Annotated in this window: 21 protein-coding genes, 4 tRNA genes, 1 other RNA gene and 1 riboswitch; of the genes, 12 read left to right on the top strand and 14 right to left on the bottom strand. The window is 71.0% G+C overall.

Annotation, left to right across the window (positions count from 1 at the left end; genetic code table 11):
• Positions 1-3 precede the first annotated feature (3 nt).
• From purL to purS, 3 genes are read right to left on the bottom strand one after another with little or no spacing between them, the layout of a single operon-like run.
• Complete coding sequence (gene purL, locus ACFQ6X_RS19915) at positions 4-2,253, bottom strand: phosphoribosylformylglycinamidine synthase subunit PurL (RefSeq protein WP_383183151.1); 2,250 nt, start codon at positions 2,251-2,253, stop codon at positions 4-6.
• Entirely contained in the window at positions 2,250-2,930 is a 681-nt protein-coding gene (purQ, locus tag ACFQ6X_RS19910) for a phosphoribosylformylglycinamidine synthase subunit PurQ (protein WP_329208847.1), read from the bottom strand. Before purQ ends, purL begins: the two co-directional genes overlap by 4 nt.
• Positions 2,927-3,196, bottom strand: coding sequence for a phosphoribosylformylglycinamidine synthase subunit PurS (gene purS, locus ACFQ6X_RS19905; protein WP_329208849.1), 270 nt, complete (start codon positions 3,194-3,196; stop codon positions 2,927-2,929). The genes purQ and purS overlap by 4 nt, the downstream gene beginning before the upstream one ends.
• Positions 3,197-3,568: 372 nt before the next feature.
• Here purS and ACFQ6X_RS19900 point away from each other — a divergent pair, with 372 nt between their 5' ends.
• The 8 genes from ACFQ6X_RS19900 to ACFQ6X_RS19865 all read left to right on the top strand — a co-directional run bounded on the left by ACFQ6X_RS19900 (position 3,569) and on the right by ACFQ6X_RS19865 (position 8,358).
• On the top strand, positions 3,569-3,904 hold the full coding sequence (locus ACFQ6X_RS19900; protein ID WP_329208851.1) for an Lsr2 family protein: 336 nt from the start codon (positions 3,569-3,571) through the stop codon (positions 3,902-3,904).
• Between the two features lie 152 nt (positions 3,905-4,056).
• Positions 4,057-4,128: transfer RNA gene (locus tag ACFQ6X_RS19895), tRNA-Gly, on the top strand.
• Between the two features lie 80 nt (positions 4,129-4,208).
• Positions 4,209-4,281 (top strand) — tRNA-Gly (locus ACFQ6X_RS19890).
• 130 nt (positions 4,282-4,411) lie between these two features.
• The gene (locus ACFQ6X_RS19885) at positions 4,412-5,359 is read left to right on the top strand and encodes an ABC transporter ATP-binding protein (RefSeq protein WP_383183148.1); all 948 of its coding nucleotides are present in this window, start codon (positions 4,412-4,414) and stop codon (positions 5,357-5,359) included.
• Positions 5,356-6,126, top strand: coding sequence for an ABC transporter permease (locus ACFQ6X_RS19880; protein ID WP_383183146.1), 771 nt, complete (start codon positions 5,356-5,358; stop codon positions 6,124-6,126). Before ACFQ6X_RS19885 ends, ACFQ6X_RS19880 begins: the two co-directional genes overlap by 4 nt.
• A gap of 53 nt (positions 6,127-6,179) precedes the next feature.
• Positions 6,180-7,634, top strand: a complete 1,455-nt coding sequence (locus tag ACFQ6X_RS19875) for a sensor histidine kinase (RefSeq protein WP_383183144.1) — start codon at positions 6,180-6,182, stop codon at positions 7,632-7,634.
• Positions 7,634-8,260, top strand: a complete 627-nt coding sequence (locus tag ACFQ6X_RS19870; protein ID WP_383183142.1) for a response regulator — start codon at positions 7,634-7,636, stop codon at positions 8,258-8,260. The genes ACFQ6X_RS19875 and ACFQ6X_RS19870 overlap by 1 nt, the downstream gene beginning before the upstream one ends.
• A gap of 22 nt (positions 8,261-8,282) precedes the next feature.
• A tRNA-Gly gene (locus tag ACFQ6X_RS19865) sits at positions 8,283-8,358 on the top strand.
• A gap of 41 nt (positions 8,359-8,399) precedes the next feature.
• Here ACFQ6X_RS19865 and ACFQ6X_RS19860 read toward each other — a convergent pair.
• The 6 genes from ACFQ6X_RS19860 to ffs form a co-directional block, all read right to left on the bottom strand.
• On the bottom strand, positions 8,400-9,314 hold the full coding sequence (locus ACFQ6X_RS19860; RefSeq protein ID WP_383183140.1) for a phosphoribosylaminoimidazolesuccinocarboxamide synthase: 915 nt from the start codon (positions 9,312-9,314) through the stop codon (positions 8,400-8,402).
• Positions 9,315-9,420: 106 nt separating this feature from the next.
• Positions 9,421-10,884, bottom strand: coding sequence for a N,N-dimethylformamidase beta subunit family domain-containing protein (locus ACFQ6X_RS19855; protein WP_383183138.1), 1,464 nt, complete (start codon positions 10,882-10,884; stop codon positions 9,421-9,423).
• Positions 10,885-11,109: 225 nt separating this feature from the next.
• Positions 11,110-12,831 carry a hypothetical protein gene (locus ACFQ6X_RS19850; RefSeq protein WP_383183136.1) on the bottom strand — a complete coding sequence of 574 codons (1,722 nt, stop codon included), beginning with the start codon at positions 12,829-12,831 and terminating at the stop codon, positions 11,110-11,112.
• Between the two features lie 421 nt (positions 12,832-13,252).
• Positions 13,253-14,506 carry a phosphoribosylamine--glycine ligase gene (gene purD / locus ACFQ6X_RS19845; RefSeq protein WP_383183134.1) on the bottom strand — a complete coding sequence of 418 codons (1,254 nt, stop codon included), beginning with the start codon at positions 14,504-14,506 and terminating at the stop codon, positions 13,253-13,255.
• 76 nt (positions 14,507-14,582) lie between these two features.
• Positions 14,583-16,847 carry a DNA polymerase III subunit gamma and tau gene (locus ACFQ6X_RS19840; protein ID WP_383183132.1) on the bottom strand — a complete coding sequence of 755 codons (2,265 nt, stop codon included), beginning with the start codon at positions 16,845-16,847 and terminating at the stop codon, positions 14,583-14,585.
• Between the two features lie 79 nt (positions 16,848-16,926).
• Positions 16,927-17,023: signal recognition particle sRNA small type (ffs, locus tag ACFQ6X_RS19835), an RNA gene on the bottom strand.
• A 132-nt stretch (positions 17,024-17,155) separates the two neighbouring features.
• On the opposite strand from ffs, the gene ACFQ6X_RS19830 reads away from it, so the two are divergent.
• Positions 17,156-17,243: transfer RNA gene (locus ACFQ6X_RS19830), tRNA-Ser, on the top strand.
• 6 nt (positions 17,244-17,249) lie between these two features.
• Here the strand turns inward: ACFQ6X_RS19830 and ACFQ6X_RS19825 are convergent.
• The gene (locus ACFQ6X_RS19825; RefSeq protein WP_383183130.1) at positions 17,250-17,498 is read right to left on the bottom strand and encodes a hypothetical protein; all 249 of its coding nucleotides are present in this window, start codon (positions 17,496-17,498) and stop codon (positions 17,250-17,252) included.
• 620 nt (positions 17,499-18,118) lie between these two features.
• Here ACFQ6X_RS19825 and ACFQ6X_RS19820 point away from each other — a divergent pair.
• The gene (locus ACFQ6X_RS19820; protein ID WP_383183128.1) at positions 18,119-18,322 is read left to right on the top strand and encodes a hypothetical protein; all 204 of its coding nucleotides are present in this window, start codon (positions 18,119-18,121) and stop codon (positions 18,320-18,322) included.
• A 2-nt stretch (positions 18,323-18,324) separates the two neighbouring features.
• Positions 18,325-18,681: a DUF1036 domain-containing protein gene (locus tag ACFQ6X_RS19815; protein WP_383183126.1), complete on the top strand. Its 357-nt coding sequence runs from the start codon at positions 18,325-18,327 to the stop codon at positions 18,679-18,681.
• A gap of 240 nt (positions 18,682-18,921) precedes the next feature.
• Here the strand turns inward: ACFQ6X_RS19815 and ACFQ6X_RS19810 are convergent, their stop codons facing one another.
• From ACFQ6X_RS19810 to cobN, 4 genes are all read right to left on the bottom strand, one after another.
• Complete coding sequence (locus ACFQ6X_RS19810; RefSeq protein WP_383183124.1) at positions 18,922-19,512, bottom strand: SRPBCC family protein; 591 nt, start codon at positions 19,510-19,512, stop codon at positions 18,922-18,924.
• Positions 19,513-19,569: 57 nt separating this feature from the next.
• Positions 19,570-20,181 carry a TetR/AcrR family transcriptional regulator gene (locus ACFQ6X_RS19805; protein ID WP_383183122.1) on the bottom strand — a complete coding sequence of 204 codons (612 nt, stop codon included), beginning with the start codon at positions 20,179-20,181 and terminating at the stop codon, positions 19,570-19,572.
• A gap of 175 nt (positions 20,182-20,356) precedes the next feature.
• Positions 20,357-21,115 (bottom strand): IclR family transcriptional regulator, encoded by a 759-nt coding sequence (locus ACFQ6X_RS19800; protein ID WP_383183120.1) that lies wholly within the window; start codon positions 21,113-21,115, stop codon positions 20,357-20,359.
• 79 nt (positions 21,116-21,194) lie between these two features.
• On the bottom strand, positions 21,195-24,797 hold the full coding sequence (gene cobN / locus ACFQ6X_RS19795; RefSeq protein ID WP_383183118.1) for a cobaltochelatase subunit CobN: 3,603 nt from the start codon (positions 24,795-24,797) through the stop codon (positions 21,195-21,197).
• 31 nt (positions 24,798-24,828) lie between these two features.
• Positions 24,829-24,980, bottom strand: a riboswitch (cobalamin riboswitch).
• 212 nt (positions 24,981-25,192) lie between these two features.
• Between cobN and cobG the strand changes: the two genes are divergently transcribed.
• Entirely contained in the window at positions 25,193-26,470 is a 1,278-nt protein-coding gene (gene cobG / locus ACFQ6X_RS19790; RefSeq protein ID WP_383183117.1) for a precorrin-3B synthase, read from the top strand.
• Positions 26,471-26,480 lie beyond the last annotated feature (10 nt).

The following is a 26,480-nucleotide window of genomic DNA, read 5'->3' as shown; positions in this document are numbered from 1 at the left end:
AACTCAGGCGAACAGACCCTCCAGGGTCCCCTCGTGCGCCGTACGCAGCTCGCTCAGCGAAATGCTGAACTCGCCCTGGACCTCGATCTCCTCGCCGTCCACGACACCGATCCGGGCCACGGGCAGACCCCGCGCACCGCACATGTCGTTGAACCGGAGCTCCTCGCTGCGCGGAATCGAGACGACCGCGCGCCCCGCCGACTCCGAGAACAGGAAGGTGAACGCGTCCAGACCGTCCGGCACGACCAGCCGGGCACCCTTCCCGCCGCGCAGGCAGGACTCGGTGACCGCCTGGATCAGACCGCCGTCGGAGAGGTCGTGCGCCGCGTCGATCATGCCGTCGCGGGAGGCCGAGATCAGGATCTCGCCGAGCAGCTTCTCGCGGCCCAGGTCGACCTTGGGCGGCATGCCGCCGAGGTGCTGGTGGATGACCTCGGACCAGGCCGAGCCGCCGAACTCCTCGGCCGTGTCGCCCAGCAGGTAGAGCAGCTGGCCCTCTTCGGCGAAGGCGACCGGCGTGCGCCGGGTGACATCGTCGATCACACCGAGCACGGCCACGACCGGCGTCGGGTGGATCGCCGTCTCACCGGTCTGGTTGTACAGCGACACGTTGCCGCCGGTGACCGGGGTGCCCAGCTCCAGGCAGCCGTCCGCGAGACCACGGGTGGCCTCGGCGAACTGCCACATGACGTCCGGGTCCTCGGGGGAACCGAAGTTCAGGCAGTCCGAGATGGCGAGCGGCTTGGCACCGGACGCGGCGACGTTGCGGTACGACTCCGCCAGCGCGAGCTGTGCGCCCGTGTAGGGGTCGAGCTTCGCGTACCGGCCGTTGCCGTCGGTCGCCATGGCCACGCCCAGGTTCGACTCCTCGTCGATCCGGACCATGCCGGCGTCCTCGGGCATCGCGAGCACGGTGTTGCCCTGCACGAAGCGGTCGTACTGGTCCGTGATCCAGGACTTGGAGGCCTGGTTCGGGGAGCCGACCAGCTTGAGGACCTGCTCCCGCAGCTCCGCACCGTTCGCCGGACGGGCCAGCTTGCCGGCGTCGTCCGCCTGCAGCGCGTCCTGCCAGGAGGGGCGGGCGAACGGCCGGTGGTACGTCGGACCCTCGTGGGCCACGGACCGCGGCGGTACGTCCACGATCTGCTCGCCGTGCCAGAAGATCTCCAGCTGCGAGCCCTCGGTCACCTCACCGATGACGGTGGCGATGACGTCCCACTTCTCGCAGATCTCCATGAAGCGGTCCACGTGCTGCGGCTCGACGATCGCGCACATGCGCTCCTGCGACTCGCTCATGAGGATTTCCTCGGGCGAGAGGGAGGAGTCGCGCAGCGGCACGGTGTCCAGCTCGACGCGCATACCGCCGGAGCCCGCGGAGGCCAGCTCGCTCGTGGCGCAGGAGAGCCCGGCGCCGCCGAGGTCCTGGATGCCCGCGACGAGCTTCTCCTTGAAGATCTCCAGGGTGCACTCGATGAGGAGCTTCTCCTGGAACGGGTCGCCGACCTGGACGGCGGGCCGCTTCGTGGGCTTGGTGTCGTCGAAGGTCTCCGAAGCGAGCACGGAGACGCCGCCGATGCCGTCACCGCCGGTGCGGGCGCCGTAAAGGATCACCTTGTTACCGGGGCCGGAGGCCTGGGCCAGGTGGATGTCCTCGTGCTTCATCACGCCGATGCAGCCGGCGTTGACGAGCGGGTTGCCCTGGTAGCAGGCGTCGAAGACGACCTCGCCGCCGATGTTCGGCAGGCCGAGACAGTTCCCGTAGCCGCCGATGCCCGCGACGATGCCCGGCAGGACGCGCCGGGTGTCGGGGTGGTCGGCCGCACCGAAGCGCAGCGGGTCGACGACCGCGATCGGACGGGCGCCCATGGCGAGGATGTCGCGGACGATGCCGCCGACGCCGGTGGCCGCGCCCTGGTAGGGCTCGATGTACGAGGGGTGGTTGTGCGACTCGACCTTGAAGGTGACCGCGTAGCCCTGACCGACGTCGACCACACCGGCGTTCTCGCCGATGCCGACGAGCATCGCGTCGTTCTCGGGGACCTTCTCGCCGAACTGCTTGAGGTGCACCTTGCTGCTCTTGTAGGAGCAGTGCTCGGACCACATCACGGAGTACATGGCGAGCTCGGCGCCGGTGGGACGGCGGTCCAGGATCTCGCGGATCCGGGCGTACTCGTCCTCCTTGAGGCCGAGCTCCTTCCAGGGCTGCTCGGCGTCCGGGGTTTCGGCCGCGTGCTTGACCGTGTCCAGGCTCATGCGTTGACCAGCTTCTTGATGATCGAGGTGAAGAAACCGAGGCCGTCGGTGCCGCCGGTGCCGATCAGCGGCTCCACGGCGTGCTCCGGGTGCGGCATCAGACCGACGACATTGCCCGCGGCGTTGGTGATGCCGGCGATGTCGCGCAGCGAGCCGTTCGGGTTCAGGTCGGCGTAGCGGAACGCGACGCGGCCCTCGGCCTCCAGCTCGTCGAGCGTGTGCTCGTCGGCGGTGTACCGGCCGTCCACGTTCTTCAGGGGTACGGAGATCTCCTGGCCGACGGTGTAGTCCGATGTCCAGGCGGTCTCCGCGTTCTCCACCCGCAGCTTCTGGTCGCGGCAGATGAAGTGGAGGTGGTTGTTGCGCAGCATCGCGCCGGGCAGCAGGTGCGCCTCGGTCAGGATCTGGAAGCCGTTGCAGATACCGAGGACCGGCATGCCGGCCTTCGCCTGCTCGATGACGGTCTCCATCACCGGCGAGAAGCGCGAGATGGCTCCCGCCCGCAGATAGTCGCCGTAACTGAATCCGCCCGCCAGGATGACCGCGTCGACCTGGTGGAGGTCCTTGTCGCGGTGCCAGAGCGAAACGGGTTCGGCGCCCGCGATCCGGACGGCCCGCAGGCTGTCCCGGTCATCGAGCGTGCCGGGGAAAGTGACGACTCCGATACGAGCAGTCACTTCGGCTCCTCGGCCTTCTCGTCCGCCTCGATCTTGACGGTGAAGTCCTCGATGACGGTGTTGGCGAGGAAGGTCTCGGCCATCTCGTTAATGCGGGCGAGGGCGGCATCGTCGACCGGCCCCTCCACCTCGAGCTCGAAACGCTTTCCCTGACGTACGTCCGCGATTCCTTCGAAGCCGAGACGGGGCAGTGCGCGCTGCACAGCCTGTCCCTGCGGGTCGAGGATCTCCGGCTTGAGCATGACGTCGACTACGACGCGTGCCACTGGCACTCCCGGTGGTGTGGTGCGGCTGTGTCTCCGAGGGGTTCCCCAGATCCCCGCGGGTCCACTCAGCGTACCTGGCCAGAAATTCTACGCGGGTAGATATCGGACGGCCAGATCACGCCGAGATATCGGCCGCGACAACATGCAGGGAAAGTCCTGGGAAAAAATCTTCACCCGGATTGCACGTGGACACGCGGATGTAATTGGCTGGGCTTCACAATGCTGCTCCCACCGCTGTACAAATGATTACGGGGGAAAGCACCATTGCCCCGGAACAGTCGACACCAGTCGATCCGCATCCGCCTAGCAGCCGGAAGGCCCGGCATCAGCGCATGTCAGACGCGCCGATGCCGTAGGAAAGGACCGATATCCGTGGCTCAGCGCGTAGTGGTCACGCTCTCCGACGACATCGACGGGGGAGAAGCGGCGGAAACGGTCACCTTCGCCCTGGACGGGAAGTCGTACGAGATCGACCTCAATCCCGTCAACGCAAAAAAGCTGCGGAAGGCGCTGGCCCCGTACATGACGGCCGGCCGAAAGCAGACAAATGCCAGTAAGCACGGCAAGACCCCGGTGTCGTACCACCACACGTCCCTCGCGCCCGACCCGGCGGCCGTGCGCGCCTGGGCCCGCTCGCACCGGATGGAGGTGCCGGCCCGCGGCCGGATCCCCAAGAAGGTCTACGAGGCGTTCCAGGCCGCCAGTTGAGAGGTTCTTCCGGAACATCCCGTTCCGGAACGATCTCCCCGGCTCCCCGGCGGAACACCCCGGGGAGCCGACTTGCACAACACCCCTGCAGGTCGGCTAGAGTCTGAAGCACGCCGAAGGGCAAGGCCGAAAGGCCGGGCCTCACGCAGCGTGCGGGTGTAGTTCAGTAGTAGAACATCCCCCTTCCAGGGGGAAGGCGCAGTGTGCAATTCCTGTCACCCGCTCTTCACTGCCTTGCCGGACCACTCCTGTGGATCAGGTACAGTAGTGACCGCTCCACCGGTGAAAGCCGAGTGGTAGCAATGCGGACGTAGCTCAGTTGGTAGAGCGCAACCTTGCCAAGGTTGAGGTCGCCAGTTCGAACCTGGTCGTCCGCTCTTGTTCAAAGGCCCCGGTCGATATCGACCGGGGCCTTTGTCGTACCCCTTATCGACCCATGACGTTTGTCATGAGCAGTGATGACAGCGCGCACTGCTCACCGCCCGGATCCGGCGGAAGTCTTGGGTCATGACCAGCGACGACTTTCTCCTCCCCGGCGCGGCCGTCGAAGCGCGCGAGGTCCGGCGGTGTTACGCCGGCGGCTTCGAGGCCGTGAGCGGGATCTCCTTCTCCGTGGCGCGGGGCGAGCTGTTCGCCCTGCTCGGGACCAACGGCGCGGGCAAGACCTCCACCGTCGAGCTGCTGGAGGGACTGGCCCGCCCGGACAGCGGCACCGTGCGCGTACTCGGCCACGATCCGTACGGCGAGCGCGCGGCCGTACGGCCCCGGACCGGAGTGATGCTCCAGGAGGGTGGCTTCCCGTCCGACCTGACGGTCACCGAGACCCTGCGGATGTGGGCGGGCTGCACCAGCGGGGCCGGCTCGCCCCGCGAGGTACTGGGCACGGTGGGCCTCGGTGACCGGGCCGGCGTCCGGGTCAAGCAGCTCTCCGGCGGGGAACGCCGCCGCCTCGACCTGGCACTGGCCCTGCTCGGACGCCCGGAGGTCCTCTTCCTGGACGAGCCGACGACGGGGCTCGACGCCGAGGGCCGGCGCGACACCTGGCGGCTGGTGCGGGAGCTGCGGGACGGCGGCACGACCGTCCTGCTGACCACGCACCACCTGGAGGAGGCCGAGGCGCTCGCCGACCGGCTGGCGATCATGCACCAGGGGCGGATCGTCGCCTCGGGGACGATCGCCGAGGTGACGGCCGGGCGTCCCGCACGGATCCGCTTCGAGCTCCCCGAGGGGGTGACAGCGGCACAGCTCCCGCTGACGCTGCGGGCCGCGGCCGACGGCCGGCGCATCGACATCCGAACCCACGGCCTCCAGGAGTCCCTCCACGAACTGCTGCTCTGGGCCCGGGAGTCGGGCGTGCGGTTGCACGGGCTCGATGCCCGTTCCGCCTCGCTCGAAGAGGCGTTCCTGGATATCGCGAACACGCACGCACGGACGGAGAGGGTGGCGGCGGCATGACGGGCACCACGACGACGGGGCGGCTGGGCGCCCTCGGACGAGCCGAACTGACCCTGCTCGTACGCAACAGGACGGCGGTGTTCGTCGCCCTGCTGATGCCCCTGATGATGATCTTCGCGATGAAGTCCTCGCTGGACCGGATCGACCTCGGCGGGACCGGGCTGACCGTCGCCGGAGCGGCCCTGACCGGGGGCCTCGGCATGGTGCTGCTGCAGGTCGTCTACATGAACCTGGTCGCCACCTACGTCGCCCGTCGCGAGGAACTCGTCCTGAAGCGGCTGCGCACGGGGGAGGTCTCCGACCGCGAGATCCTCACCGGTACGGCGCTCCCGGCGGTGTCGCTGGCCCTAATCCAGTGCGTCCTGATGATCGCCGTGGGAGGGCTCGCCTTCGGCCTCGGTGCACCGCAGCGGCCCGGACTGCTGGTCCTGGGGCTGCTCCTGGGGCTGCTGCTTCTGTCGGCGCTGGCGGCGGTCACGTCCGCGACGACGCGCACGGTGCAGACCGCCCAGCTCACCACGCTGCCGGTGTTCTTCGTGTCGATACTGGGCTCCGGACTCTTCGTACCGCTGGAGGTCCTCCCGGACCGTGCCGCTTCGCTGTGCGAACTGCTTCCGATGACAGGTGTGATGACGCTCCTGCGGGCCGGCTGGCTCGGCGGCGGGGAGGGCTACGACCTGCTCGGGGCGGGGCTGACCGCACTGGCCTGGACGGTGTGCGGGGTGTTTGCTGTGCAGCGCTGGTTCCGCTGGGACCCACGACGATGAGCAGGCCGCCGGACAGCGGGACACAGGCAGCTAAACACGAGGACGGGAGCACCATGACCAGGGAGAAGGCGGGCGGGGACCCACTGTGGGCACGGCTGTTCGGACGGCGGGCGCTGCGGTCCGCCAGGACCGACACCGCGAAGGTCGAGCTCTACACGCGCTTCACGTTCCACGCGATGGCCGGCGCCGAAGCCGGTGCGCTCGCCTTTCCGCAGCTGTTCGCCGAACGGCAGCCCGCGGGTGCGTGGCTGTTCCTGCTCCTGCTCGCGCATTCGGTGGTGTGTGCCGTCCTCTCCTCCAGGGCCCTCGACTGGCGGCTGGGCCGCAGGGAGCGTCCCGTACCGCTGATGGCGGCCACCGCCGCGCTGTCCGGTGCGGGCGTCCTGGCCCTTCTCCTGCTGCTCGACACCGGGGCGATCACCAAGGAGGACGACTTCGGGCTGCTGCTGATGGGAATCCCCGCCTTCGGCGTGGCGACGCTGGTGCTCGGTCTGCGGACGACAAAAGCGCGCGTGTACACGGTGCTCGCCGCCCCGACAGCGACAGCCGTCGCCACGGCCGTGCTGGGGCTGGGCCTGCGGCAGACCTGGCTGAACTTCGTCGGGGTCGCCGCCGCCGGTTCGCTGCTCGCCCTCACGTACGTCTTCTCGGCCTGGCTCGTCGGCGTCGTCCGGGAACTGGACGCCTCGCACGAACTCCGGACCCGCCTCGCGGTCGCGGAGGAACGGCTTCGGTTCGGGCGGGACATGCACGATGTGATGGGGCGCAATCTCGCCGTGATGGCCCTGAAGAGCGAGCTGGCGGTCCAACTGGCCGAGCGCGGAAGGCCGGAGGCCGTCTCGCAGATGGCCGAGGTGCAGCGGATCGCCCAGGAGTCGCAGCGCGAGGTCCGCGACGTCGTACGCGGCTACCGGGAGGCGGACCTGCGTGTCGAACTGGAGGGGGCGCTGGGCGTGCTGAAGGCCGCGGGGATCGACTGCGTGGTCCATGGGCTCGACGACGGTCCGATGCCCCTCCCGCCGGACCTCCAGTCCGCACTGGGGTGGGTGGTACGGGAGGCGACGACGAACGTGCTGCGGCACGGCGATCCCCGGCGGTGCACGATCCGGCTCGCCACGACGGAGCCGTCCGGGGGGAGCGGGTCGCCGGGAGGCCCGCGGCCTCCTCGACAGGGAGAGGTGGTGCTGACGGTGCAGAACGACGGCGTGCCCGAGCCGGCAGGCGTCCCGGGCGAAGGTGCGGACGAGGACCGGACCGGGGCCGGTACGAGCACCGGCTCCCGACCGTTGCCGCCCCGGACCGCGGCCGGTTCGGCGGCCGGCTCCGGCCTGGTGGGCCTGCAGGAGAGGCTCGCCGCCCACGGCGGGACGCTGGAAGCGGGCCCGACCCCGGGCGACGGCTGCTTCCGGCTGACCGCGCGGGTGCCCCTGCCCGCTCCGCGTACGGACCACGACCGGGGCTCCTGTGCCCCCGCCGGCTCCTCCGGTCCGGATGAGGTGGCCGCGTGATGCCCGGACAACCACCGGCCCCCATCCGGGTCCTGCTGGCCGAGGACGAGCACCTGATCCGCGGCGCACTCGCCGCACTGCTCGCCCTCGAGGACGACATCCTCCTGGTCGCCGAGGCGGCGACCGGACCCGAGGCGCTCGCGATGGCCATGGCGCACCGGCCGGACGTCGCGGTCCTGGACCTGGAGATGCCGGGCGCGGACGGTGTGAAGGTCGCCACATCCCTGCGCACCGGACTGCCCGGCTGCCGCACCATGATCGTGACGAGCCACGGCAGACCCGGGCACCTGAAGCGGGCACTCGCGGCAGGCGTCCGCGCCTTCGTTCCGAAGACGGTCAGTGCCCGTCGGCTGGCCGAGATCATTCGTACGGTGCACGCGGGAAACCGCTATGTGGACCCCGAGTTGGCCGCCGACGCGATCTCCGCGGGGGACTCCCCGCTGACCGCGCGCGAGGCCGAGGTGCTGGAACTCGCGGCGGACGGTGCGCCGGTCGCGGAGATCGCGGAGCGGGCGTCGCTGTCCCAGGGGACCGTCCGCAACTACCTGTCCTCGGCCGCGTCCAAAGTCGGTGCCGAGAACCGTCATACGGCAGTGCGTCTCGCACGGGAGCGGGGTTGGGTATAGTTAGCAGCGCGCTTCGGCGCATGCGAACGTAGCTCAGCTGGTAGAGCGCAACCTTGCCAAGGTTGAGGTCGCGAGTTCGAACCTCGTCGTTCGCTCCATGCAAGAAGGCCCCGGTCCTCGTGACCGGGGCCTTCTGCTGTTACGACCAGCGGGTGCCGGTCAGGAGCTCGTACGCGTCCAGGTACTTCGCCCGGGTCGCGTCGACGATCGCCTGCGGCAGCGCGGGCGGCGGCTGCTCACTGTGGCGGTCCCAGCCGGAAGCCGCCGAGGTCAGCCAGTCACGCACGAACTGCTTGTCGTACGAGGGCTGCGCCTTGCCCGGCTTCCAGGTCGCGGCGGGCCAGAAGCGCGAGGAGTCCGGGGTCAGCACCTCGTCCGCGATGATCAGCTCCTCGCCGCCGTCCGCGGTGGGCGCGAAGCCGAACTCGAACTTCGTGTCGGCGAGGATGATCCCGCGCTCACGCGCGATGTCCCGTGCACGGCCGTACACGGCGAGCGTCGTCTGGCGCAGCGCGGCAGCCGTCTCGGCACCGACCTCGCCGACGACCTCCTCGTACGACACGTTCTCGTCGTGGTCCCCGACCGCGGCCTTGGTGGCGGGCGTGAAGATCGGCGCCGGGAGTTCGGAGCCGTCGACGAGGCCCTCGGGAAGCGCGAGCCCGCAGACCGTACGCGTCGCGTTGTACTCGATCAGTCCGGACCCCGTCAGATAGCCACGGGCGACGCACTCGACCGGGACCATCCGCAGCGACCTGCAGATCAGCGTGCGGCCCGCCCAGTCGGCGGGAGCTCCGGCGGGGAGCTCCGAGGACAGGACGTGGTTCGGCACGAGATCGGCGAACTGGTCGAACCACCACAGCGACAGCTGGGTGAGCACCCGCCCCTTGTCCGGGATCTCGGTGGGCAGGACCCAGTCGTACGCGGACATACGGTCGCTGGCGACCATGACGAGGTCGCCCGCCTCGTTCCGGTACAGGTCGCGCACCTTGCCGGTGTGCAGGTGGGTGAGCCCCGGCACCTGCACGGGCTCGGGCTTTTCTACGAAACCGGACACGCTGCCTCCGCGTAGGTTGATCCAGGAGTCGCTCCGATTGTCCCGCATGCGGACGGGCCACGACGCCACGGGTCCGCCTCGGTCGGTGGCGCGGGCGGGAGGCCGCTCAGTCGCGCTTGCAGATCCGGTCGAGCAGGTTGGCCGTGGCCCGCTGGATGCGGGTGTCGACATGGCCCGGGCGGTCCAGCGCCGGTGACCAGGCGAAGGTGCCCGACGCGAAGACCAGCGCGCCGGACGGGGCCCGGTACAGCGAGGTCTCCTGATGCCGCGTGGCCCCGTCGCCGTCCCGGTAGGGGGAGTGCGCGAGCAGTATGCGGTTCTCGTGCTCCGGCAGCGACGTACGCGGGAAGTAGCGGTCGGCCTCGCCGGCGACCAGCCCGTCGATCTCGTCGCCCTCGGCCGCTCCGGTGGCCTCCCAGAGCCAGTGCTCGGCGTTGCGGACGACCAGGGGGTGGGCTTCGGGGACCCGGCCCGCGTACTGGATGCCGAGCAGCTGCTGTTCAGCACGGTCGACCTCGCGCCACAGCGCGGACTTGCCCGGCCCGCTGCGCTTGCGGCAGGTCAGCAGGCGGTCGGGAACGCCCGACGGGGACGGTGAGAGGCCGACCTGCCAGTACATGGTGTTCGCGGAGAGGAAGACGAGCGAGGTGCCGGTGTCGCGGGCACGCTCCGCGGTACGGCGCATCGGCACCGACCAGTACTCGTCGTGGCCGGGGAAGACCAGGCCGCGGTAGCGGCTGGTGTCGACACGGCCGGCGTGCAGATCGCGGGCGTCGGCGTACGCGAGGTCGTAGCCGTAGCGCTCGGCCCAGCGGATGAAGTCGTAGGCATGGCCGACGTGCAGGGGCAGTCCCGCGCCCGCGTAGGGGCGGTCGAAGGAGATCGTGACGGCGGCGTCCTCCTCGCCCAGCAGCCGGCCCTGTTCGTCCCAGGCGTGATAGAGGCTGGCGCCGGTGCGGCCGTCCTCCGGGTAGAGGTTGTACGCCTGCCAGGTGATGTCCGGGAGCAGGAGCAGCAGATCCGCGGGGTGGTCGTCGCGGACCGTGAAGGGGATGTGGGAGCGGTAGCCGTCGGCGGTGGTGAGGACCGCGACGTACGCGCCGACCGACCAGTAACTGGGGATCTGCAGACGCCAGGAGAGCCACCAGTGGTGGCAGGAGACCGTACGGTCTGCGGCGAGCGGGGCGGGCTGGACGATGCCGGACAGCCGCGGGCTCGTGGTGATCTTGGCGGCGCCGTCGCCCGCGTAGTGGCCGATGCGGTAGATGTCGACGGAGAACTGCTGGGGCGGGTCCACGGTGATGTGGAAGTCGATCGCTTCGCCGGGTGCCGCGGCGCCGGGTGACACGAAGCCCTTGATCTGGCGGTGCACATCGTCGGCCGTACGCGTGCCGCCACCGGCACCGCCACGGCCCAGGTCGGGATCGGCGTACCAGGGGACGACCTGGCCGGTGTCGTCGAAGTAGTTCTCGCTGCCCCGGAGCCACGGCAGCGGGCCCTGCCCGAAGGGGTCGCTCACCGCGTGCGCGAGGGCACCTGATTCCCACCGCCGGATCTGCTCGGCCCCCATGTCGCTCCCCTCCTTCATCCCCCGGACCACACTGGTGCGCCGGATGTCAGCGCCGGTCCCCAGCACATCACATAACGCATGCACTCCGTCACCGTTCGTCGCGAATTGACGTGAACGGAACGGAATCTTCCGGATGTTGGAGACGTGGGGGACGCAGGAGACGCATGGGTGTACTGGGAGACCGAGGCGTATACAGGCGGCGCGGGTACCGCTCGGGGCAGCCGTTCACACCAGCCGTACGGGCTTGTCGGTGCGGACGCCCACGCCGGAGAGCCAGGAACGCAGAGGCTCCGCGTCGCCGTCCTCGACGAGGCTGAGAACGGGAGCTCCCAGGTCCGACCTGCGTCCGCCGTCGACCAGCAGCGCAGGCCCGTCGAGCCAGTCGAGGCCGGGCGCCGCCCCCGCCGTGTCCACGGCCGCGCAGCAGACCATCGCCACGACGTGATCGGCCAGCAGCTCCGCACCCGTGCGCGGTGGCTGGAGGGGGAACAGCGGGAGCGGCACGGGGCCCCAGAGGTCGAGGGGGTCCGGGTCCGCTCCGGCCTGCGCACCGTCCGCCGGACCGCCGCCCCGGGGCGGTGGTGCCGCCCCCGCCTCGTCGCGGGCCACGGCGGCACCGATCCCGGCGGCGAGCTCCTCGGCGTTTCCGCCGGGTGCCGCCAGGTGGTCGATGACACGGGCCAGCGTCGGCACCGCGGTGCCGGCGGGCTCGGCGGCCGGGGCGCGGTGCACGCCCGCGGACACTCCCAAGGAGTCGAGCACACGGTGGAGCCGGGCCGCCTCCGTACGCCACTTCCTGTCGACGACCTCTTCCGGATACTGCTGCCAGTCGACCGGGGACCAGTCGGGGCCGCTCTCCGCGGGGCCACCGTGGAAGAGCCGCGCGGCCAGCAGCGAAGCCGCTTCGTCGGCCACGCCCGGCTCCTCCAGAAGATCGCAGGCAGGGCGCTCCCCGAGCCGGGAGGTGAAGCCCTCCGCCAGCCGGTCGCGCCGGGAGAGCTCGGTGAGCGCGGAAACGACACCGGCGTCGAGCCGGGAGGGCCAGCGGCCCATCCGCCAGGCGGGCAGCGCGACCCGGGTCAGCAACCGGTCCCAGCCCGCGTAGGCGAGGCCGACCTGCTCCTGGGCGACGATCCGCAGTCCGTAGTCCACCCCCTGGGCGCGCACCGAGGCGGCGGCGGCGACGCAGCGTTCCATCTCGGCGGCATGACCGCGACAACCGCGCAGCAGCATCCTGGCGATCCAGCCGACGAACGCGGCCGGCACCCTGCGCACGGCCCCCTGGCCGGGTACGGAGGCATCGGCGACCGCGGCATCGAGTCCCCGTACGAAACGGCGGGCCGCGGCTATGTCCGGGTGCGCGGACGGACCGGTCCCCGCGACGACCGGAGCCAGCACCGCCCGCAGCTCGGCGACCCGCATCCACCAAAGGAAGGGCGAGCCGATCACCAGCACGGGCGCGGCGGGCACCCGTCGGCCGCGCCGGTCGCCCGACAGCCCCTTGGCCAGGTCCGTCGCCCTCTGCTGGGCGGCGGGGTGCGTACGGTCCTCGAGCCAGCTGTCGCAGTCCGGCGTCAGAGCTATGGCGGAGGGCGCCGGGACGTCGAGCCGGTCGGCCAGATCGCGGACCAGCCGGTAGAGATCGGGGGCCGCCTCCTCGGTGAGCGGCACGGTCGGACTGACCGCGGGCCGCGCCCGCGCCACCGCGGCGGCCACCGCGACGGCGAGCAGCAGCACGACGACGGCGCAGGCCGTCACCCCCCAGCGGACCGCGTCCCACGCACCGCCGCCGATGTGGCCCTGTGCGCCCGCGACGAGCAGCACGACGGCCGCAGCCGCGGGCAGGATCGCCACAGCCACGGCTCTGCTGCGGATACGCAGCAGTGCCAGGGCACGGGCACGCGCTGATAGCGCCCCCAGCTCCTCAACCGAACCGGTACCGGACACGGCCTGACGTCACCCCCTCTGCCCCCGCGACGGTGTTGGTCACTCCCCCACTGTGGCACCCACCACCGACATCGCAATGCCGGTGGGCCAAGTGCCGGAACGCTTGCGCCGCACCCTAGTTGGGGCCTCGGCGGACGTCATCCGGATGGCCCAGTCGTCACCCGATGGAATGGCTTTGGGCAAAGCTGCTGACGCGCCGGTGCACAAGGGTCCGCTGTTACGGGTGACGCTCTGCCGGGCCCCGTGCCGGTGCTTCCCGGAGGAGCCATTACCCGCCCGTACACACCCGTACCCGCACACACCGGTGCCCGCACACACTCGTGCCCGGCCACTCCGGGAAGTGGCCGGGCACGGGTGTGCGCAAGAACGGACCGGGGACCGGGACCGGGCTGAGACGGCCGGGGCCGTCGGGCCTCGGGCCTCAGGCCTCCTCGGCAGCCTTGCGGGCGATGTCCGTACGGTGCTGGGAGCCGTCGAGGCGGATCCGGCCGAGGGCCTTGTAGGCACGCTCACGGGCGGTCGAGAGGTCCGCTCCGGTCGCCGTGACGGAGAGCACGCGCCCCCCGGCGCTGACGACCGCGTCGCCGTCCTGCCGGGTACCGGCGTGCAGGACGAACGCGTGCGGGGCATCCTTCGCCGCCACATCCGCGAGACCCTCGATCGGGTCACCCGTGCGGGGTGTGCCCGGGTAGTTGTGCGAGGCGATGACCACGGTGACGGCAGCGTCGTCGCGCCAGTTCAGCGGGGGGACGAGGTCCAGGGTGCCGTTCGCGGAACCGAGCAGGACACCGGCCAGCGGGGTCTTCAGCCGGGCCAGGACGACCTGGGTCTCGGGGTCGCCGAAACGGGCGTTGAACTCGATGACCCGTACCCCGCGCGAGGTGATCGCGAGGCCTGCGTACAGCAGCCCCGAGAAGGGCGTACCGCGGCGGCGGAGCTCGTCGACGGTCGGCTGGAGGACGGTCTCCATGACCTCGTCGACCAGCTTCGGGTCGGCCCACGGAAGCGGGGAGTACGCGCCCATGCCGCCCGTGTTCGGGCCTTCGTCGCCGTCCAGGGCGCGCTTGAAGTCCTGGGCCGGCTGCAGCGGCAGCACCGTGGTGCCGTCGGTGATCGCGAAGAGGCTCACCTCGGGGCCGTCGAGGAACTCCTCGATGACCACACGGTCGCAGGCGAGCGCGTGGGCGCGTGCCTCCTCGACGTCGTCGGTGACGACGACGCCCTTACCGGCCGCGAGACCGTCGTCCTTGACGACGTACGGGGCTCCGAAGGCGTCGAGGGCCTCGTCGATCTCGGCAGCCGTCGTGCAGACGTAGCTGCGGGCGGTCGGGACGTTGGCACCGGCCATGACGTCCTTGGCGAACGCCTTGGAGCCCTCCAGCTGGGCCGCCTCGCGCGAGGGGCCGAAGCAGGGGATGCCGGCCGCGCGCACGGCGTCGGCGACCCCGGCGACAAGCGGTGCCTCCGGGCCGACGACCACCAGCTCGGCGCCCAGCTCGGTGGCGAGGCGCGCGACGGCTTCGCCGTCGAGTGCGTCGACCGGGTGCAGTTCGGCCACCTCTGCGATTCCGGCGTTGCCGGGGGCGCAGTACAGAGCGGTGACATCGGGGTCGAGGGAGAGAGAGCGGCACAGGGCGTGTTCGCGGGCGCCGCCGCCGATGACGAGGACCTTCACGGGTGCAGCCTAACCGCCGGGGGCCGGGCGCCATGACGGGCGCCGCTCCGTGGACACGGTCCGCGGAGCGGGCCCCCTACTCGTTGTTGAACTCCTCGACGACCGTCGCTCCCAACTCGCGGACGATCAGATCGTGCCCGGAGAGCGCGGAGTCGACCAGATCCGGATCGTCGGCCTCCGCGGTGTCGTCCTCGGGTGCGACCGAACGCGACGGCTCGGGAGCGGCCCTGGAGTACCCCTGGTCGGACTGCCCCGACTGCCCTGAGTGCCCGGACTGCTGTGAGTGCTGGGACGGGGGCTGCTGGGCCGGCGCCTGGGGCTGCTGTGCGGGGGCCGGGCGGGACTCGTACGACTGCGGCTGCGGGGCGGCCGGGGGCTGATAGGGAGCGGCCGGAGGGCGGCCACCGCCGCCACCGGTCTGTGGGGGCATGCCTCCGCCGCCCGAGGGGTCGACGACGGCCTCGACCCGCCACTGGGCGTTGAACCTCTCGGCAAGAGCCTGCTTCAGCACCTCTTCGCTGCCGCTGCTCGCGAAGTTGTCCCGGGCCCCCGCGCTGAGGAAGCCGATCTGCAGCGTGGTGCCGTCGAAACCGGTGACCTGGGCGTTCTGGCTGAGCAGGATCCAGGTGAACCGGCGGCGGTTCTTCACGGCCTCCAGGATGTCCGGCCACATGTTCCGTACCTGGCCGACGCCCTGCGCCATGTCCTGTCCGCCCGGCGCGGGCGCTGCGGCCGGAGCGGCGGAGACGGCCGGGGCGGGGGCGGTAGCCGGGGGGGCCGTCTGCGGAGGCGGTGTCTGACCCGGTGCGGAGGCGGTCGGCCAGCCCCCGGGACGACGCGCCGGCTCCGCTGCGGCGCCTCCGGCCGTTCCGGCACCTGCGGCGGCGGGCCACGCCCCGGGCCGCTGACCGGCGGCCGGCGCTTCTGCCGGTGGTGCTTCCGCGGGTGCCTGGTGGACCGGCGGCGCGACAGCCGGAGCCTCCGGCACGACGGGGGCGGTGGCAGGGGCTGCGGCGGGTGCTGCGAAGGGCGCGGCTGCGGGGCCGCCGTCGGGTGCCTCGCCACGTACCGCCGCACGAGCTGCGGCGGGGCCGCCGCCGGGCAGTCCGGCACCGGCCGGCGCGTGGGCCTCCGGCCCCGGGACGTACCCCATGGCGGGGCCCGCGCCGGGCGTCGCGAAGGACACGCCGCGCTCCAGCCGGTCCAGCCGGGCCTGGAGCGAACGCTCGTCGTCGAAGGCCGCGGGCAGCAGCACCCGGGCGCAGATCAGCTCCACCTGAAGCCGCGGAGAGGTCGCCCCGCGCATCTCCGTGAGCCCCTCGTTGACCAGATCGGCGGCGCGGCTCAGCTCCGCGGCACCGAAGACGGACGCCTGGGCCTGCATCCGCTCGACCACGTCGGCAGGCGCGTCGATGAGCCCCTTGTCTCCCGCGTCCGGCACGGCGGCCAGGATCACCAGGTCGCGCAGCCGCTCCAGCAGATCCGCGACGAAGCGCCGTGGGTCGTTGCCGCCCTCGATCACCCGGTCCACGACCTCGAAGGCCGCCGCCCCGTCGCCCGCGGCGAAAGCGTCCACGATGGAGTCCAGGAGGGACCCGTCCGTGTAGCCGAGCAGCGACGTCGCCATGGCGTATGTCACACCGTCATCGCCCGCGCCGGCCAGCAGCTGGTCCATGACCGACATCGAGTCACGCACGGATCCCGCACCCGCGCGCACGACGAGGGGCAGCACACCGTCCTCGACGAAGCTGTTCTCCTTGCCGCATACCTCGGCGAGATAGCCGCGCAGCGTCCCGGGCGGAACCAGCCGGAACGGGTAGTGGTGCGTACGCGACCGGATGGTGCCGATGACCTTCTCGGGCTCCGTGGTCGCAAAGATGAACTTGAGGTGCTCCGGAGGCTCCTCGACCACCTTCAGCAGGGCGTTGAACCCTGCCGGCGTGACCATGTGCGCCTCGTCGATGATGTAGATCTTGTACCGGCTCGACGCAGGCCCGAAGAATGCCTTTTCCCGCAGGTCACGGGCGTCGTCCACACCACCGTGGGACGCGGCGTCGATCTCGATGACGTCGATCGAACCCGGTCCGTTGCGCGCGAGGTCCTGGCAGGACTGGCACTCCCCGCACGGTGTCGGCGTCGGCCCCTTTTCGCAGTTCAGACAGCGGGCGAGGATGCGCGCGCTGGTCGTCTTTCCACATCCGCGCGGCCCGCTGAACAGGTACGCGTGATTGACCCGGTTGTTCCGCAGGGCCTGCTGCAAGGGGTCAGTGACATGCTCCTGACCGATGACCTCGGCGAAGGACTCGGGGCGATAGCGGCGGTAGAGCGCAAGGGACGACACACATACGAGGTTATCGGGGCGGACCGACAACCGGCCCCGCTCCGGGCACACCATCGGCGGGACACCACACCCCCGGGCACGCAAGGGCCCCCCACGCACCCGCCAGAGCCAACCTACCCTTGCTGCCTTCCGGCCCTGGGGGAGTTCAGTCAGATAGCGCCACGTGAGGGGCTGACGCCCACCTTAACCGATCCCCGCCCCCCGAAGTCCACCCACCCGGCCCCCCGGGTCCGCTCCCGGACCGCTCGGAACGATCTCCGGGGGAACGTGTTCGCGAGCACTCCCCAACGTCTTGTATTGTTTGCGGCGGAGGATTCGCCTAGTGGCCTAGGGCGCACGCTTGGAAAGCGTGTTGGGGGCAACCCCTCACGAGTTCGAATCTCGTATCCTCCGCCATTGCTCTCACCGGGCAATACGTCGAAGGGCCCCACCGCTTGCGGTGGGGCCCTTCGGCGTTCTTCCGCGCCCAGACCGGTAGCGGGCAGCCATCGCTGTGAACGACCTGCCCATGATCTGCATCACGACCCGTTCGGGGACACCGGGGATGAGCAGCACCGTTGCCGCGGTGCGCCGGGCATCGCGCAGGCGCCCGCCCCGGATGTTCGCATCGGCGAGGAGCCGCTTCCACGTGTCGTCATCCGTGCTCGGCACCAAGGGCTCGCCCACCGGAGAGGCGAAGACGAATCCCGACTCGCGCCAGTCCCTCCCCCGCGATCACCCGCTCGCGTGTCCGCGCTCCAGGTGTTCGGGCTCCAACTTGTCCGGTCGATGAGCCCCTGCGCCAGGCACGAGGTGCACCGCACGGCCACCTCGTAGCCGGCGTACGTGTTCCCTCGCACCGACGGCTCGGCAATCTCCTCCACCCAGTACGGCAGCCAGGCCTTCACGGTCCAAGTCCTTCCCCGTTTACGCACCTTGCCGCCGTTTCGCTGATTCTCCAATGCGCGAACTCTCTTGATCACCTCCCCTTCACTGACTTTGCTCATGGCGTTCCCCCGGTCCGGCCTGCACGAGCACCGCGCGGCTCACTCCGAGGCCTCGCTCGCACTTCTCGGGATTGGCGACTTGGTGTCCTGCACTCGTGGCCGGATCTCCCCTGATCATTCGCCCAGATGCGACGCGGATGCGTTGAAGCTAGTTTGAATTTGGGGGAGATGCACTCACAAACGCTGGTAAAGCGGCGATCCCGGCGGGCGCTTAGGTCCTGGTGAAACGGGAGCAACCGGCAACACGCCCGATCCGAGGCAGCTCGACCGAGGAGGGTGTGGCGCATGGCAGAGAAATTGTCGCGGGCCTGGACGGCGGACGAGGCTGCCGAACACCGGCGATCACGCGGTCCGGACCGGACGGGCGAGGCGATTCCGATGGATCGGACGACGGAGGTCTCCAGCGGTGAGGACCACCGATCCGGCGTGGAGAGCGACTACGGCGGCGACGACGGCCGCGGTGACGACCCCACGCCGCAGGAGGGATGACCGTGGGACTCTACTTCCAGAACAGCACGTCGAAGACTGTTTGGTTCGCTTACGCCTATTCGAACAGCGACTGCGCGTCGAAGGGTGACCCGTGGTCGAAAACCGGATGGTTCATGGTCACTCCGCACACAGATTTGAAGGTGCGTTCCGGCCCGGTCAACGGGGCGAAGTACTTCTTTTTCGCGGAGAATCAGGACAGAAGTCTGAGCTGGGGTGGTGAATTCTCCACCCCCATTCCGGACCCGGCATTCGACTGGTGCTGGAATACGGGGAGCAGCGACTCCCGGCTGCTCGGCATGCGAAAGATAACCGTGCCGGCGACCTCGATCAACCATACGATCAACGTCGTCGGGCCCTGACCTCGCCGGGCAATACGTCGAAGGCCCCCGCAGCCTTGCCGCGGGGGCCTTCGACGTTCCGCAAGGACGGCGTCGCCGTCGCATGGAGCCCGCTTCACACGCCGCCCTTTTGTGCCATCCGAACGGGGAGCACGCCCCGAGTGCGCGGCAAGATGGTAGCGGCAGAGAGAGTATCGCTGTCGATATTTCTCCGATCTTCGACGTCTCATGGAGACTCTTCGGATCCCTTGGCCACGCGAGTCATCGGCCGAGAGCCTCGGCCCTCTGTGCGAGGTGCTCGTTCATCGCGCGGAACTGCGGGAGCGTGTCGGACTTCAGCCGGCCTTCGAAGAAGGGGACGGCGATGCCCGTAAAGCGTTCGCTCTGCGTCAGGCGTACGCGGCCGGATCCCAGCTCCTCGATGGTGAAACGGTGTTCACCGTCCGCTATCCAGCCCGGCCCCATCTTCCCGAGCCAGCGCAGCTCCTCGTCCGGGGTGACGGTCAGGATCTCCGGGGTGAAGGTGGAGTCGCCGGTGTCGTCGTGCATGACGATGCGCATGCGTGCGCCTTCTTCGAGGCGGCCACCGGGTGATGTCACCTCCGCCGACGTCATGAACGGGTTCCACTGCGCATAGGCGGAGACGTCGGTCAGTACCCGCCAGACCTCCTCGGGTGTCGCCTCGATCTCTGTCGAGGCCTCCAGCCGCACCGGATGGACGTTGGCCCACACCGAGTATCCGGCGAGGAGAGCGGCTAAGGCCCCCAGGACTGCGGGCAGTCGGCGCCGCCGCCTCGGGGGTGTCGTGGCGGCATCGTCATCGATTCGTGCGGACCTTGACGTACTGGTCATCGTCGAGCCTCTTTCGCAGGAGTGGCGGAGAAGACGAGGTCGTCGGCCGGCGACCTGTCAGGCGGCCGAACCGCCGAGCGCGCCGGCGACCAGGCGGTCGACGTACGCCGCGTCGATGGGCCGGCCGGTGATGAGCAGCCGGTAGTAGATCGCGCCGGCGAGCTGGTCGAAGAGGACCTCCGGTTCGACGCCGGGGCCGATCTCGCCGTGCTCACGCGCCTGTTCGAGCAGCCTCAGCACCAGGGCGTTGCGGCGGACGAACATGGCGTGGACGGCCGCCCCGATGTCCGCATGACGCGCTGCGGCGGCGGCGACTTCCGCGACCAGGCCGGCGGACGTGTCCCCCGACGCCGTCGGCCGGCCGGCCTGCCCCATCCGGTGGAGACCTGCCGCGATCGCGTTGAGGTAGCGGGTGAGGTCTGCGCGTACGTCACCGCTGTACTCCACCGGCACCTCGTCCTGCATCCGCGCGACCACGGCGACGATGAGGTGGTCCTTGGTGGACCACCTGCGGTACAGCGTGGTCTTGGCGACTTCGGCCTTCGCGGCCACCTCGTCGACCGAGAAGCGGTCGTAACCCCGCTCCAGCAGCAGTTCCAGCGCCGCGTCGATGATGCGGGCATCCGCTTCCCCGCTGCGCGGCCTGCCACGCCGGGCTTTCGGATCCATGAGGCCACGCCCCCCTTTTCGCTACGGTCGTTTCGTTAAGACAGTAGAGGGCGCGCCGACAATTACGCAACAGTCGTATCGAAAACTTTTGGCGGGAGTGAGCCGGCCTTCGTCGAGGTCTCCTCCGAGCGGCCCTGCTCGAGGCGCAGGCCGTCCGGCCCTCCGGCCGTCCGGCTCAGAGGGTGAGGGACAGCCCCCTGGTCACCCGCTCCGCCGATGCGAGCAGCCTCTCCCGCACCTGGCTGGTCCGGTACATCCGGTCCGACCGGAAGGAGATGCCGAGCGAGCCGAGCTTGTCCCCGCTGTACACGGGCACCGCGATGCAGAGCGTGCCGAGGGAGTACTCCTCGCGGTCCATGACGACGGGGGCAGGCAGCGAGGATTCGAGCTCCCGCACGAGATCCTCCCGACGCGTGATCGTGCGGGGTGTGAGATCGGCAAGGTCGTGTCGGGAGAGGTAGTCGCCGCGCGCCTCGTCGTCCAGCTCACGCAGGACGCACTTGCCCAGTGCCGTGGCGTGTCCGGCGTCCTTGAATCCCACCCAGAGGTCGACTCTCGGCGCCTGCGGGCCGTCGACGATCTCCGCGACACGGATCTCGCCGTCCTCGTAGAAGGTCAGGTAGGCGGCGGCCGACACCTCGTCCCGCAGCGAGGCGAGTGTGGGCCGGACACGTGTGAGCAGCCCCTCCGCGAGGCTTCCCGTCTCGGCCTCGTACAGCTCGTCGCCCATGACGAACCCGCCGTCGTCCAGCTTCTTCAGGAAGCCGTCATGGGTGAGCGCCGGAAGCAGCTCGTGCGCGGTGGCCAACGGCAGCCCGGCCTCCCTCGCCAGCTGCTCCGCGGGAACGCCGCCTTCGTGCGCTCCCGCCGCTTCCAGCAGGCGGAGAGCCTGCTGGACAGCCGCGACTGCCGTGGGGCCTACCTGATCACCCATTCCACCAGCTTGGACCCGGTACCGCCGAGCGGCAATATGTCCCGGATCCGCCCTGGCCGGAGCGCTTGGGAGGCGCGCCTCAGTCCTCGCCCTCCAGGTTGCCTTCCGTCTCCAGGAAGACCTGGCGCAGCGCCTCGAGCACGGCCGGGTCCGGCTTGGCCCACATGCCCCGGGACTCGGCCTCCAGGAGGCGTTCCGCGATGCCGTGGAGGGCCCAGGGATTGGCCTGCTGGAGGAACTCGCGGTTCGTCGGATCCAGGACGTACGTCTCGGTGAGCTTGTCGTACATCCAGTCCGCGACCACGCCCGTCGTCGCGTCGTATCCGAACAGGTAGTCGACTGTGGCGGCCAGCTCGAAGGCGCCCTTGTAGCCGTGGCGGCGCATCGCCTCGATCCACTTCGGGTTGACCACCCGGGCGCGGAAGACCCGGGACGTCTCCTCGACCAGGGTGCGCGTGCGGACCGTCTCGGGGCGGGTCGAGTCGCCGATGTACGCCTCGGGGGCGGTGCCCTTCAGCGCGCGTACGGTCGCGACCATGCCGCCGTGGTACTGGAAGTAGTCGTCCGAGTCCGCGATGTCGTGCTCACGGGTGTCGGTGTTCTTCGCCGCGACCGCGATGCGCTTGTACGCGGTCTCCATCTCGTCCCGGGCCGGGCGCCCGTCGAGCTCACGGCCGTAGGCGTAGCCGCCCCACACGGTGTAGACCTCGGCGAGGTCGGCGTCGGTGCGCCAGTCGCGGGAGTCGATGAGCTGGAGCAGCCCGGCACCGTACGTCCCCGGCCGGGAGCCGAAGATGCGGGTGGTGGCACGCCGCTCGTCGCCGTGTTCGGCCAGGTCGGCCTGGGTGTGGGCCCGTACGAAGTTCCGCTCGGCGGGCTCGTCGAGGGAGGCCGCCAGGCGTACCGCGTCGTCCAGCAGGCCGATGGTGTGCGGGAAGGCGTCGCGGAAGAAGCCCGAGATGCGCAGCGTGACGTCGATACGGGGGCGGCCCAGCTCCTCGTACGGGATCGGCTCCAGGCCCGTGACGCGGCGCGAGGCGTCGTCCCAGACGGGGCGGACGCCGAGCAGGGCGAAGGCCTCGGCAATGTCGTCGCCCGCGGTGCGCATCGCGCTCGTGCCCCACAGGGACAGGCCGACGGAGGTGGGCCAGTCGCCGTTGTCGGCGCGGTAGCGCTCCAGGAGCGAGTCCGCGAGGGCCTGGCCGGTCTCCCAGGCGAGACGGGACGGGACGGCCTTCGGGTCGACGGAGTAGAAGTTCCGGCCGGTCGGCAGGACGTTCACCAGACCGCGGAGCGGGGAACCGGACGGGCCCGCCGGGACGAAGCCGCCGTTCAGCGCGTGGACGGTGTGGTCGAGCTCGTCGGTCGTGGCGGCGAGGCGGGGCACGACCTCCTTGGCGGCGAAGTCGAGGATGTCGGCGACGGCGGGCGGCTGTCCGGCGGCCACGCCGGCGACGGCGGCCGGATCCCAGTCCGCGTCCTCCATCGCCTGGACGAGGGTGCGGGCCTGCTCCTCGATCTCGTCGGCGGCCGTGCGGGTGGCCGCGGACTCGTCGAGGCCGAGCGCCTCGCGCAGACCGGGCAGCGAGGTCGTACCGCCCCAGATCTGGCGGGCGCGCAGGACGGCGAGGACGAGGTTGACGCGGTCCTTGCCGGCCGGGGCGCCGCCCAGGACGTGCAGCCCGTCGCGGATCTGGACGTCCTTGATCTCACAGAGCCAGCCGTCGAGATGCATGATGAACTCGTCGAAGCCCTCGTCCTCGGGCCGGTCCTGAAGCCCCAGGTCGTGGTCGAGCTTCGCGGCCTGGATCAGCGTCCAGATCTGGGCGCGGACGGCCGGGAGTTTCGCCGGGTCCATCGCGGCGATCTGCGCGTGCTCGTCCAGGAGCTGTTCGAGGCGGGCGATGTCGCCGTAGCTGTCGGCGCGCGCCATCGGCGGTACGAGATGGTCGACCAGGGTGGCGTGCACACGGCGCTTGGCCTGGGTGCCCTCGCCCGGGTCGTTCACCAGGAACGGGTAGACGAGCGGCAGATCGCCGAGCGCGGCGTCGGGGCCGCAGGCGGCGGACAGGCCAGCGTTCTTGCCGGGCAGCCACTCCAGGTTGCCGTGCTTGCCGAGGTGGATCATCGCGTCGGCGCCGAAACCGTTGTCGTCCGCGGACGCGGCGATCCAGCGGTAGGCGGCCAAGTAGTGGTGCGAGGGCGGCAGATCGGGGTCGTGGTAGATCGCGATCGGGTTCTCACCGAAACCGCGCGGCGGCTGGATGAGGATCAGCAGATTGCCGCGGCGCAGGGCGGCGAGCACGATGTCGCCCTCGGGGTTGCGGGACCGGTCGAGGAACATCTCGCCCGGGGCCGGCCCCCAGTGCCGCTCGACGGCCTCGCGGAGATCGGCGGGCAGCGTGGCGAACCAGCGGCGGTAGTCGGCGGCGGGGATCCGGACCGGGTTGCGGGCCAGCTGCTCCTCGGTGAGCCACTCCTGGTCGTGGCCGCCGGCCTCGATCAGCGCGTAGATCAGCTCGTCGCCGTCGCCGGAGACCAGCCCGGGAATCTCTTCCTCGGGCCCGAAGTCGTAGCCCTCGGCGCGGAGTCTGCGCAGCAGGGCGACGGCGCTGGCGGGGGTGTCGAGGCCGACGGCGTTGCCGATGCGGGAGTGCTTGGTCGGGTACGCGGACAGGACGAGGGCGATCCGCTTGTCGGCGGCCGGGATGTGGCGGAGCCGGGCGTGCCGTACGGCGATCCCGGCGACGCGTGCCGCACGCTCGGCGTCGGCGACGTACGCCGGCAGGCCGTCCTCGTCGATCTCCTTGAAGGAGAACGGCACCGTGATCAGGCGCCCGTCGAACTCCGGCACCGCGATCTGGGTGGCCGCGTCCAACGGGGAGACGCCCTCGTCGTTCTCCTCCCAGGCGGCGCGGGGGCTGGTGAGGCACAGCGCCTGGAGCACCGGTACGTCGAGGCCGGTGAGGGCGCCCGCGTCCCAGGACTCGTCGTCGCCGCCCGCGGACGCGGTCGCCGGCTTGGTGCCGCCCGCCGCGAGGACGGTCGTCACGATGGCGTCGGCGGCCCGGAGTTCGTCGATGAGTTCGGGCTCGGGCGTACGGAGCGAGGCGACGTACAGCGGGAGGGCGCGGGCGCCCGCGTCCTCCACGGCGGTGCAGAGCGCTTCGATGAACGCCGTGTTCCCGCTCATGTGGTGGGCGCGGTAGTAGAGCACCGCGATGGTGGGCCCGGTGACGCCCTCACGGGCCGTCCGCTCCAGCGGGCCCCAGGCGGGGGCGGGGGCGGGCGGCTCGAAACCGTGGCCGGTGAGCAGCACCGTGTCGGACAGGAAGCGGGCCAGTTGCTCCAGGTTGGCGGGGCCGCCGTGCGCGAGGTAGGCGTGCGCCTCGGCGGCGATGCCGATGGGGACGGTGGACGCGGCCATCAGCTGGGCGTCGGGGGCCTGTTCACCGGTCAGCACGACGACGGGGCGACCGGTCGCCAGCACCTGGTCGAGGCCGTCCTGCCAGGCCCGTACGCCGCCGAGGAGGCGTACGACGACGAGGTCCGTGCCGTCCAGCAGCTCCGGGAGTTCCTCGAGGGAGAGCCGGGAGGGGTTGGCGTAGCGGTAGTTGACCGGGCCCGCGGATGCGCGGGCGCTGAGCAGGTCGGTGTCGGACGTCGACAGGAGCAGGATCATGCGGCGTCAGCCCTTCCTCGGGGTGTCCACGCCCCGGGCGGTGTCGGACGGCAGGAGTTCCTGACTCGCCCGGTCGTGGACCGGGCTCACAGTGGCGGGACCGCGCCGGAATCTCACCGGGCTTCCTCCCATGTCGCCGTCTGGCGATGGCGGGCCGAACGGACCGCCGCTAGGCATAGTAGGCGGCGGGTGGCCGGGCGTGACGAGATGCCCCTGGACGGGACTTGTCCCGGCCGCCCGACGGCCGGTTCTCGCCCTGCGGCGGACGGGGCCGGGGCACTGCCCCGGACAGCGACCCGGCCCCGGACCCTGGACCGGTCGCGGTTCCGGGTCCGGCCCGATGGGTGTCCTGCAGGTCACAGTCACCGTAGGACTGTGCCGCGGTCACGGTCGGTATGCTCGCCGCCATGCCCCCATCCGCCGTCCCGCCCCGGTCTCCGGGCGGTGATGCCTGCCCCGGAACACTGCGTCTGCACCGGGCGGACGACGGTGCGCTGGCGCGGGTCCGGCTGCCCGGCGGAGTGCTGACCGTTGCGCGGGCGAACGCCCTCGGGGAGGCCGCGGCCCGGCTGGGAGACGGTGAGTTGCATCTCACCTCGCGCGGCAATGTGCAGCTGCGCGGGCTCGCCCCGGACTGCGGTGCGGAGTTGGCCGGACTGCTGGGCAGGGCAGGGCTGCTGCCCTCCGAACGCCACGAGCGGATACGCAACATCGTCGCTTCCCCCCTCGCCGGACTCGACGGCCTCGGGTTCGCGGATGTCGGACCGTGGCTGGCCGGACTGGACCGTCTGCTGTGCGGGAGCGACCGTGCGACCGCGCTCTCCGGCCGCTTCCTGTTCGCGCTCGACGACGGCCGCGGTGACGTGGACGCCCTCGGCGCCGACCTCACCCTCCTGGCCCGTGACGACGGCGACGCGATGCTGCGCATCGGGGACACCGACGGTGTCCTGCGCATGCCGGCCTCCGAAGGGCCACGCGCCGCACTCCTCGCTGCCGAAGCGTTTCTGGACGCAGCCCCGGACACCGGTGCCTGGCGGGTGAAGGACCTGCCGGGCGGCGCCGCCGCGCTGGCCGACGACGTCGTACGGCGGTTGCGGCAGTCCGGTACCACCGTGTCGGAGGACCGCCACCCCCGCCCTCACGCATCCATCCCGCCTGTTCTCGGCCCCGTGCACGGCGGCCGCCGCGATGTCGCGCTGTCCGTCGGCGTACCGCTGGGGCGCCTGGACCCGAACCAGTGGCGGCTCCTGGCCGGCGCCGGCGACCTGCGGCTCACCCCGTGGCGCGGCGTCGTCGTCACCGGCGTCGCACCGGATCACGCGGACGAGCTGCTCGCCGCCCTCTCGGAGGCCGGTCTGATCACCGGGCCCGGCTCGCCGTGGGCCGGTGTCGGAGCGTGCATCGGACGGCCCGGCTGCGCGAAGTCGCTGGCCGACGTGCGGGCCGAAGCGGGGGCCGCCGTCGGACCCGCGGGACGACTGCCTGTGTACTGGTCCGGGTGCGAACGCCGGTGCGGCCATCCGCACGGGGAGTGGATCGACGTGGTCGCCACCCCGGACGGACACCGGATCTCCCATGTGACGGGGGACCGGTCGGACGCCATGGCGACGGTCCGGGACAACCCTGGCGCGCTGGCCGCCGCGGTGGCAGCGGCCCGAGGCTCTCGCACCTGACCGCGCATCA

Origin of the sequence: Streptomyces sp. NPDC056452 (assembly GCF_042796085.1) — a bacterium.
GTDB lineage: Bacteria > Actinomycetota > Actinomycetes > Streptomycetales > Streptomycetaceae > Streptomyces.
The sequence above is the reverse complement of the archived record's forward strand: the minus strand, read 5'-3'. Positions and strand labels throughout refer to the sequence as shown.

What these genes read in the sequence shown, in the direction of transcription:
- purL (WP_383183151.1), bottom strand. Translation starts at nt 2,253, where the DNA reads ATGAGCCTGGACACGGTCAAGCACGCGGCCGAAACCCCGGACGCCGAG.
- ACFQ6X_RS19885 (WP_383183148.1), top strand. Translation starts at nt 4,412, where the DNA reads ATGACCAGCGACGACTTTCTCCTCCCCGGCGCGGCCGTCGAAGCGCGC.
- ACFQ6X_RS19880 (WP_383183146.1), top strand. Translation starts at nt 5,356, where the DNA reads ATGACGGGCACCACGACGACGGGGCGGCTGGGCGCCCTCGGACGAGCC.
- ACFQ6X_RS19875 (WP_383183144.1), top strand. Translation starts at nt 6,180, where the DNA reads ATGACCAGGGAGAAGGCGGGCGGGGACCCACTGTGGGCACGGCTGTTC.
- ACFQ6X_RS19870 (WP_383183142.1), top strand. Translation starts at nt 7,634, where the DNA reads ATGCCCGGACAACCACCGGCCCCCATCCGGGTCCTGCTGGCCGAGGAC.
- ACFQ6X_RS19855 (WP_383183138.1), bottom strand. Translation starts at nt 10,884, where the DNA reads ATGGGGGCCGAGCAGATCCGGCGGTGGGAATCAGGTGCCCTCGCGCAC.
- ACFQ6X_RS19820 (WP_383183128.1), top strand. Translation starts at nt 18,119, where the DNA reads ATGGCAGAGAAATTGTCGCGGGCCTGGACGGCGGACGAGGCTGCCGAA.
- ACFQ6X_RS19810 (WP_383183124.1), bottom strand. Translation starts at nt 19,512, where the DNA reads ATGACCAGTACGTCAAGGTCCGCACGAATCGATGACGATGCCGCCACG.
- ACFQ6X_RS19805 (WP_383183122.1), bottom strand. Translation starts at nt 20,181, where the DNA reads ATGGATCCGAAAGCCCGGCGTGGCAGGCCGCGCAGCGGGGAAGCGGAT.
- ACFQ6X_RS19800 (WP_383183120.1), bottom strand. Translation starts at nt 21,115, where the DNA reads ATGGGTGATCAGGTAGGCCCCACGGCAGTCGCGGCTGTCCAGCAGGCT.
- cobN (WP_383183118.1), bottom strand. Translation starts at nt 24,797, where the DNA reads ATGATCCTGCTCCTGTCGACGTCCGACACCGACCTGCTCAGCGCCCGC.
- cobG (WP_383183117.1), top strand. Translation starts at nt 25,193, where the DNA reads ATGCTCGCCGCCATGCCCCCATCCGCCGTCCCGCCCCGGTCTCCGGGC.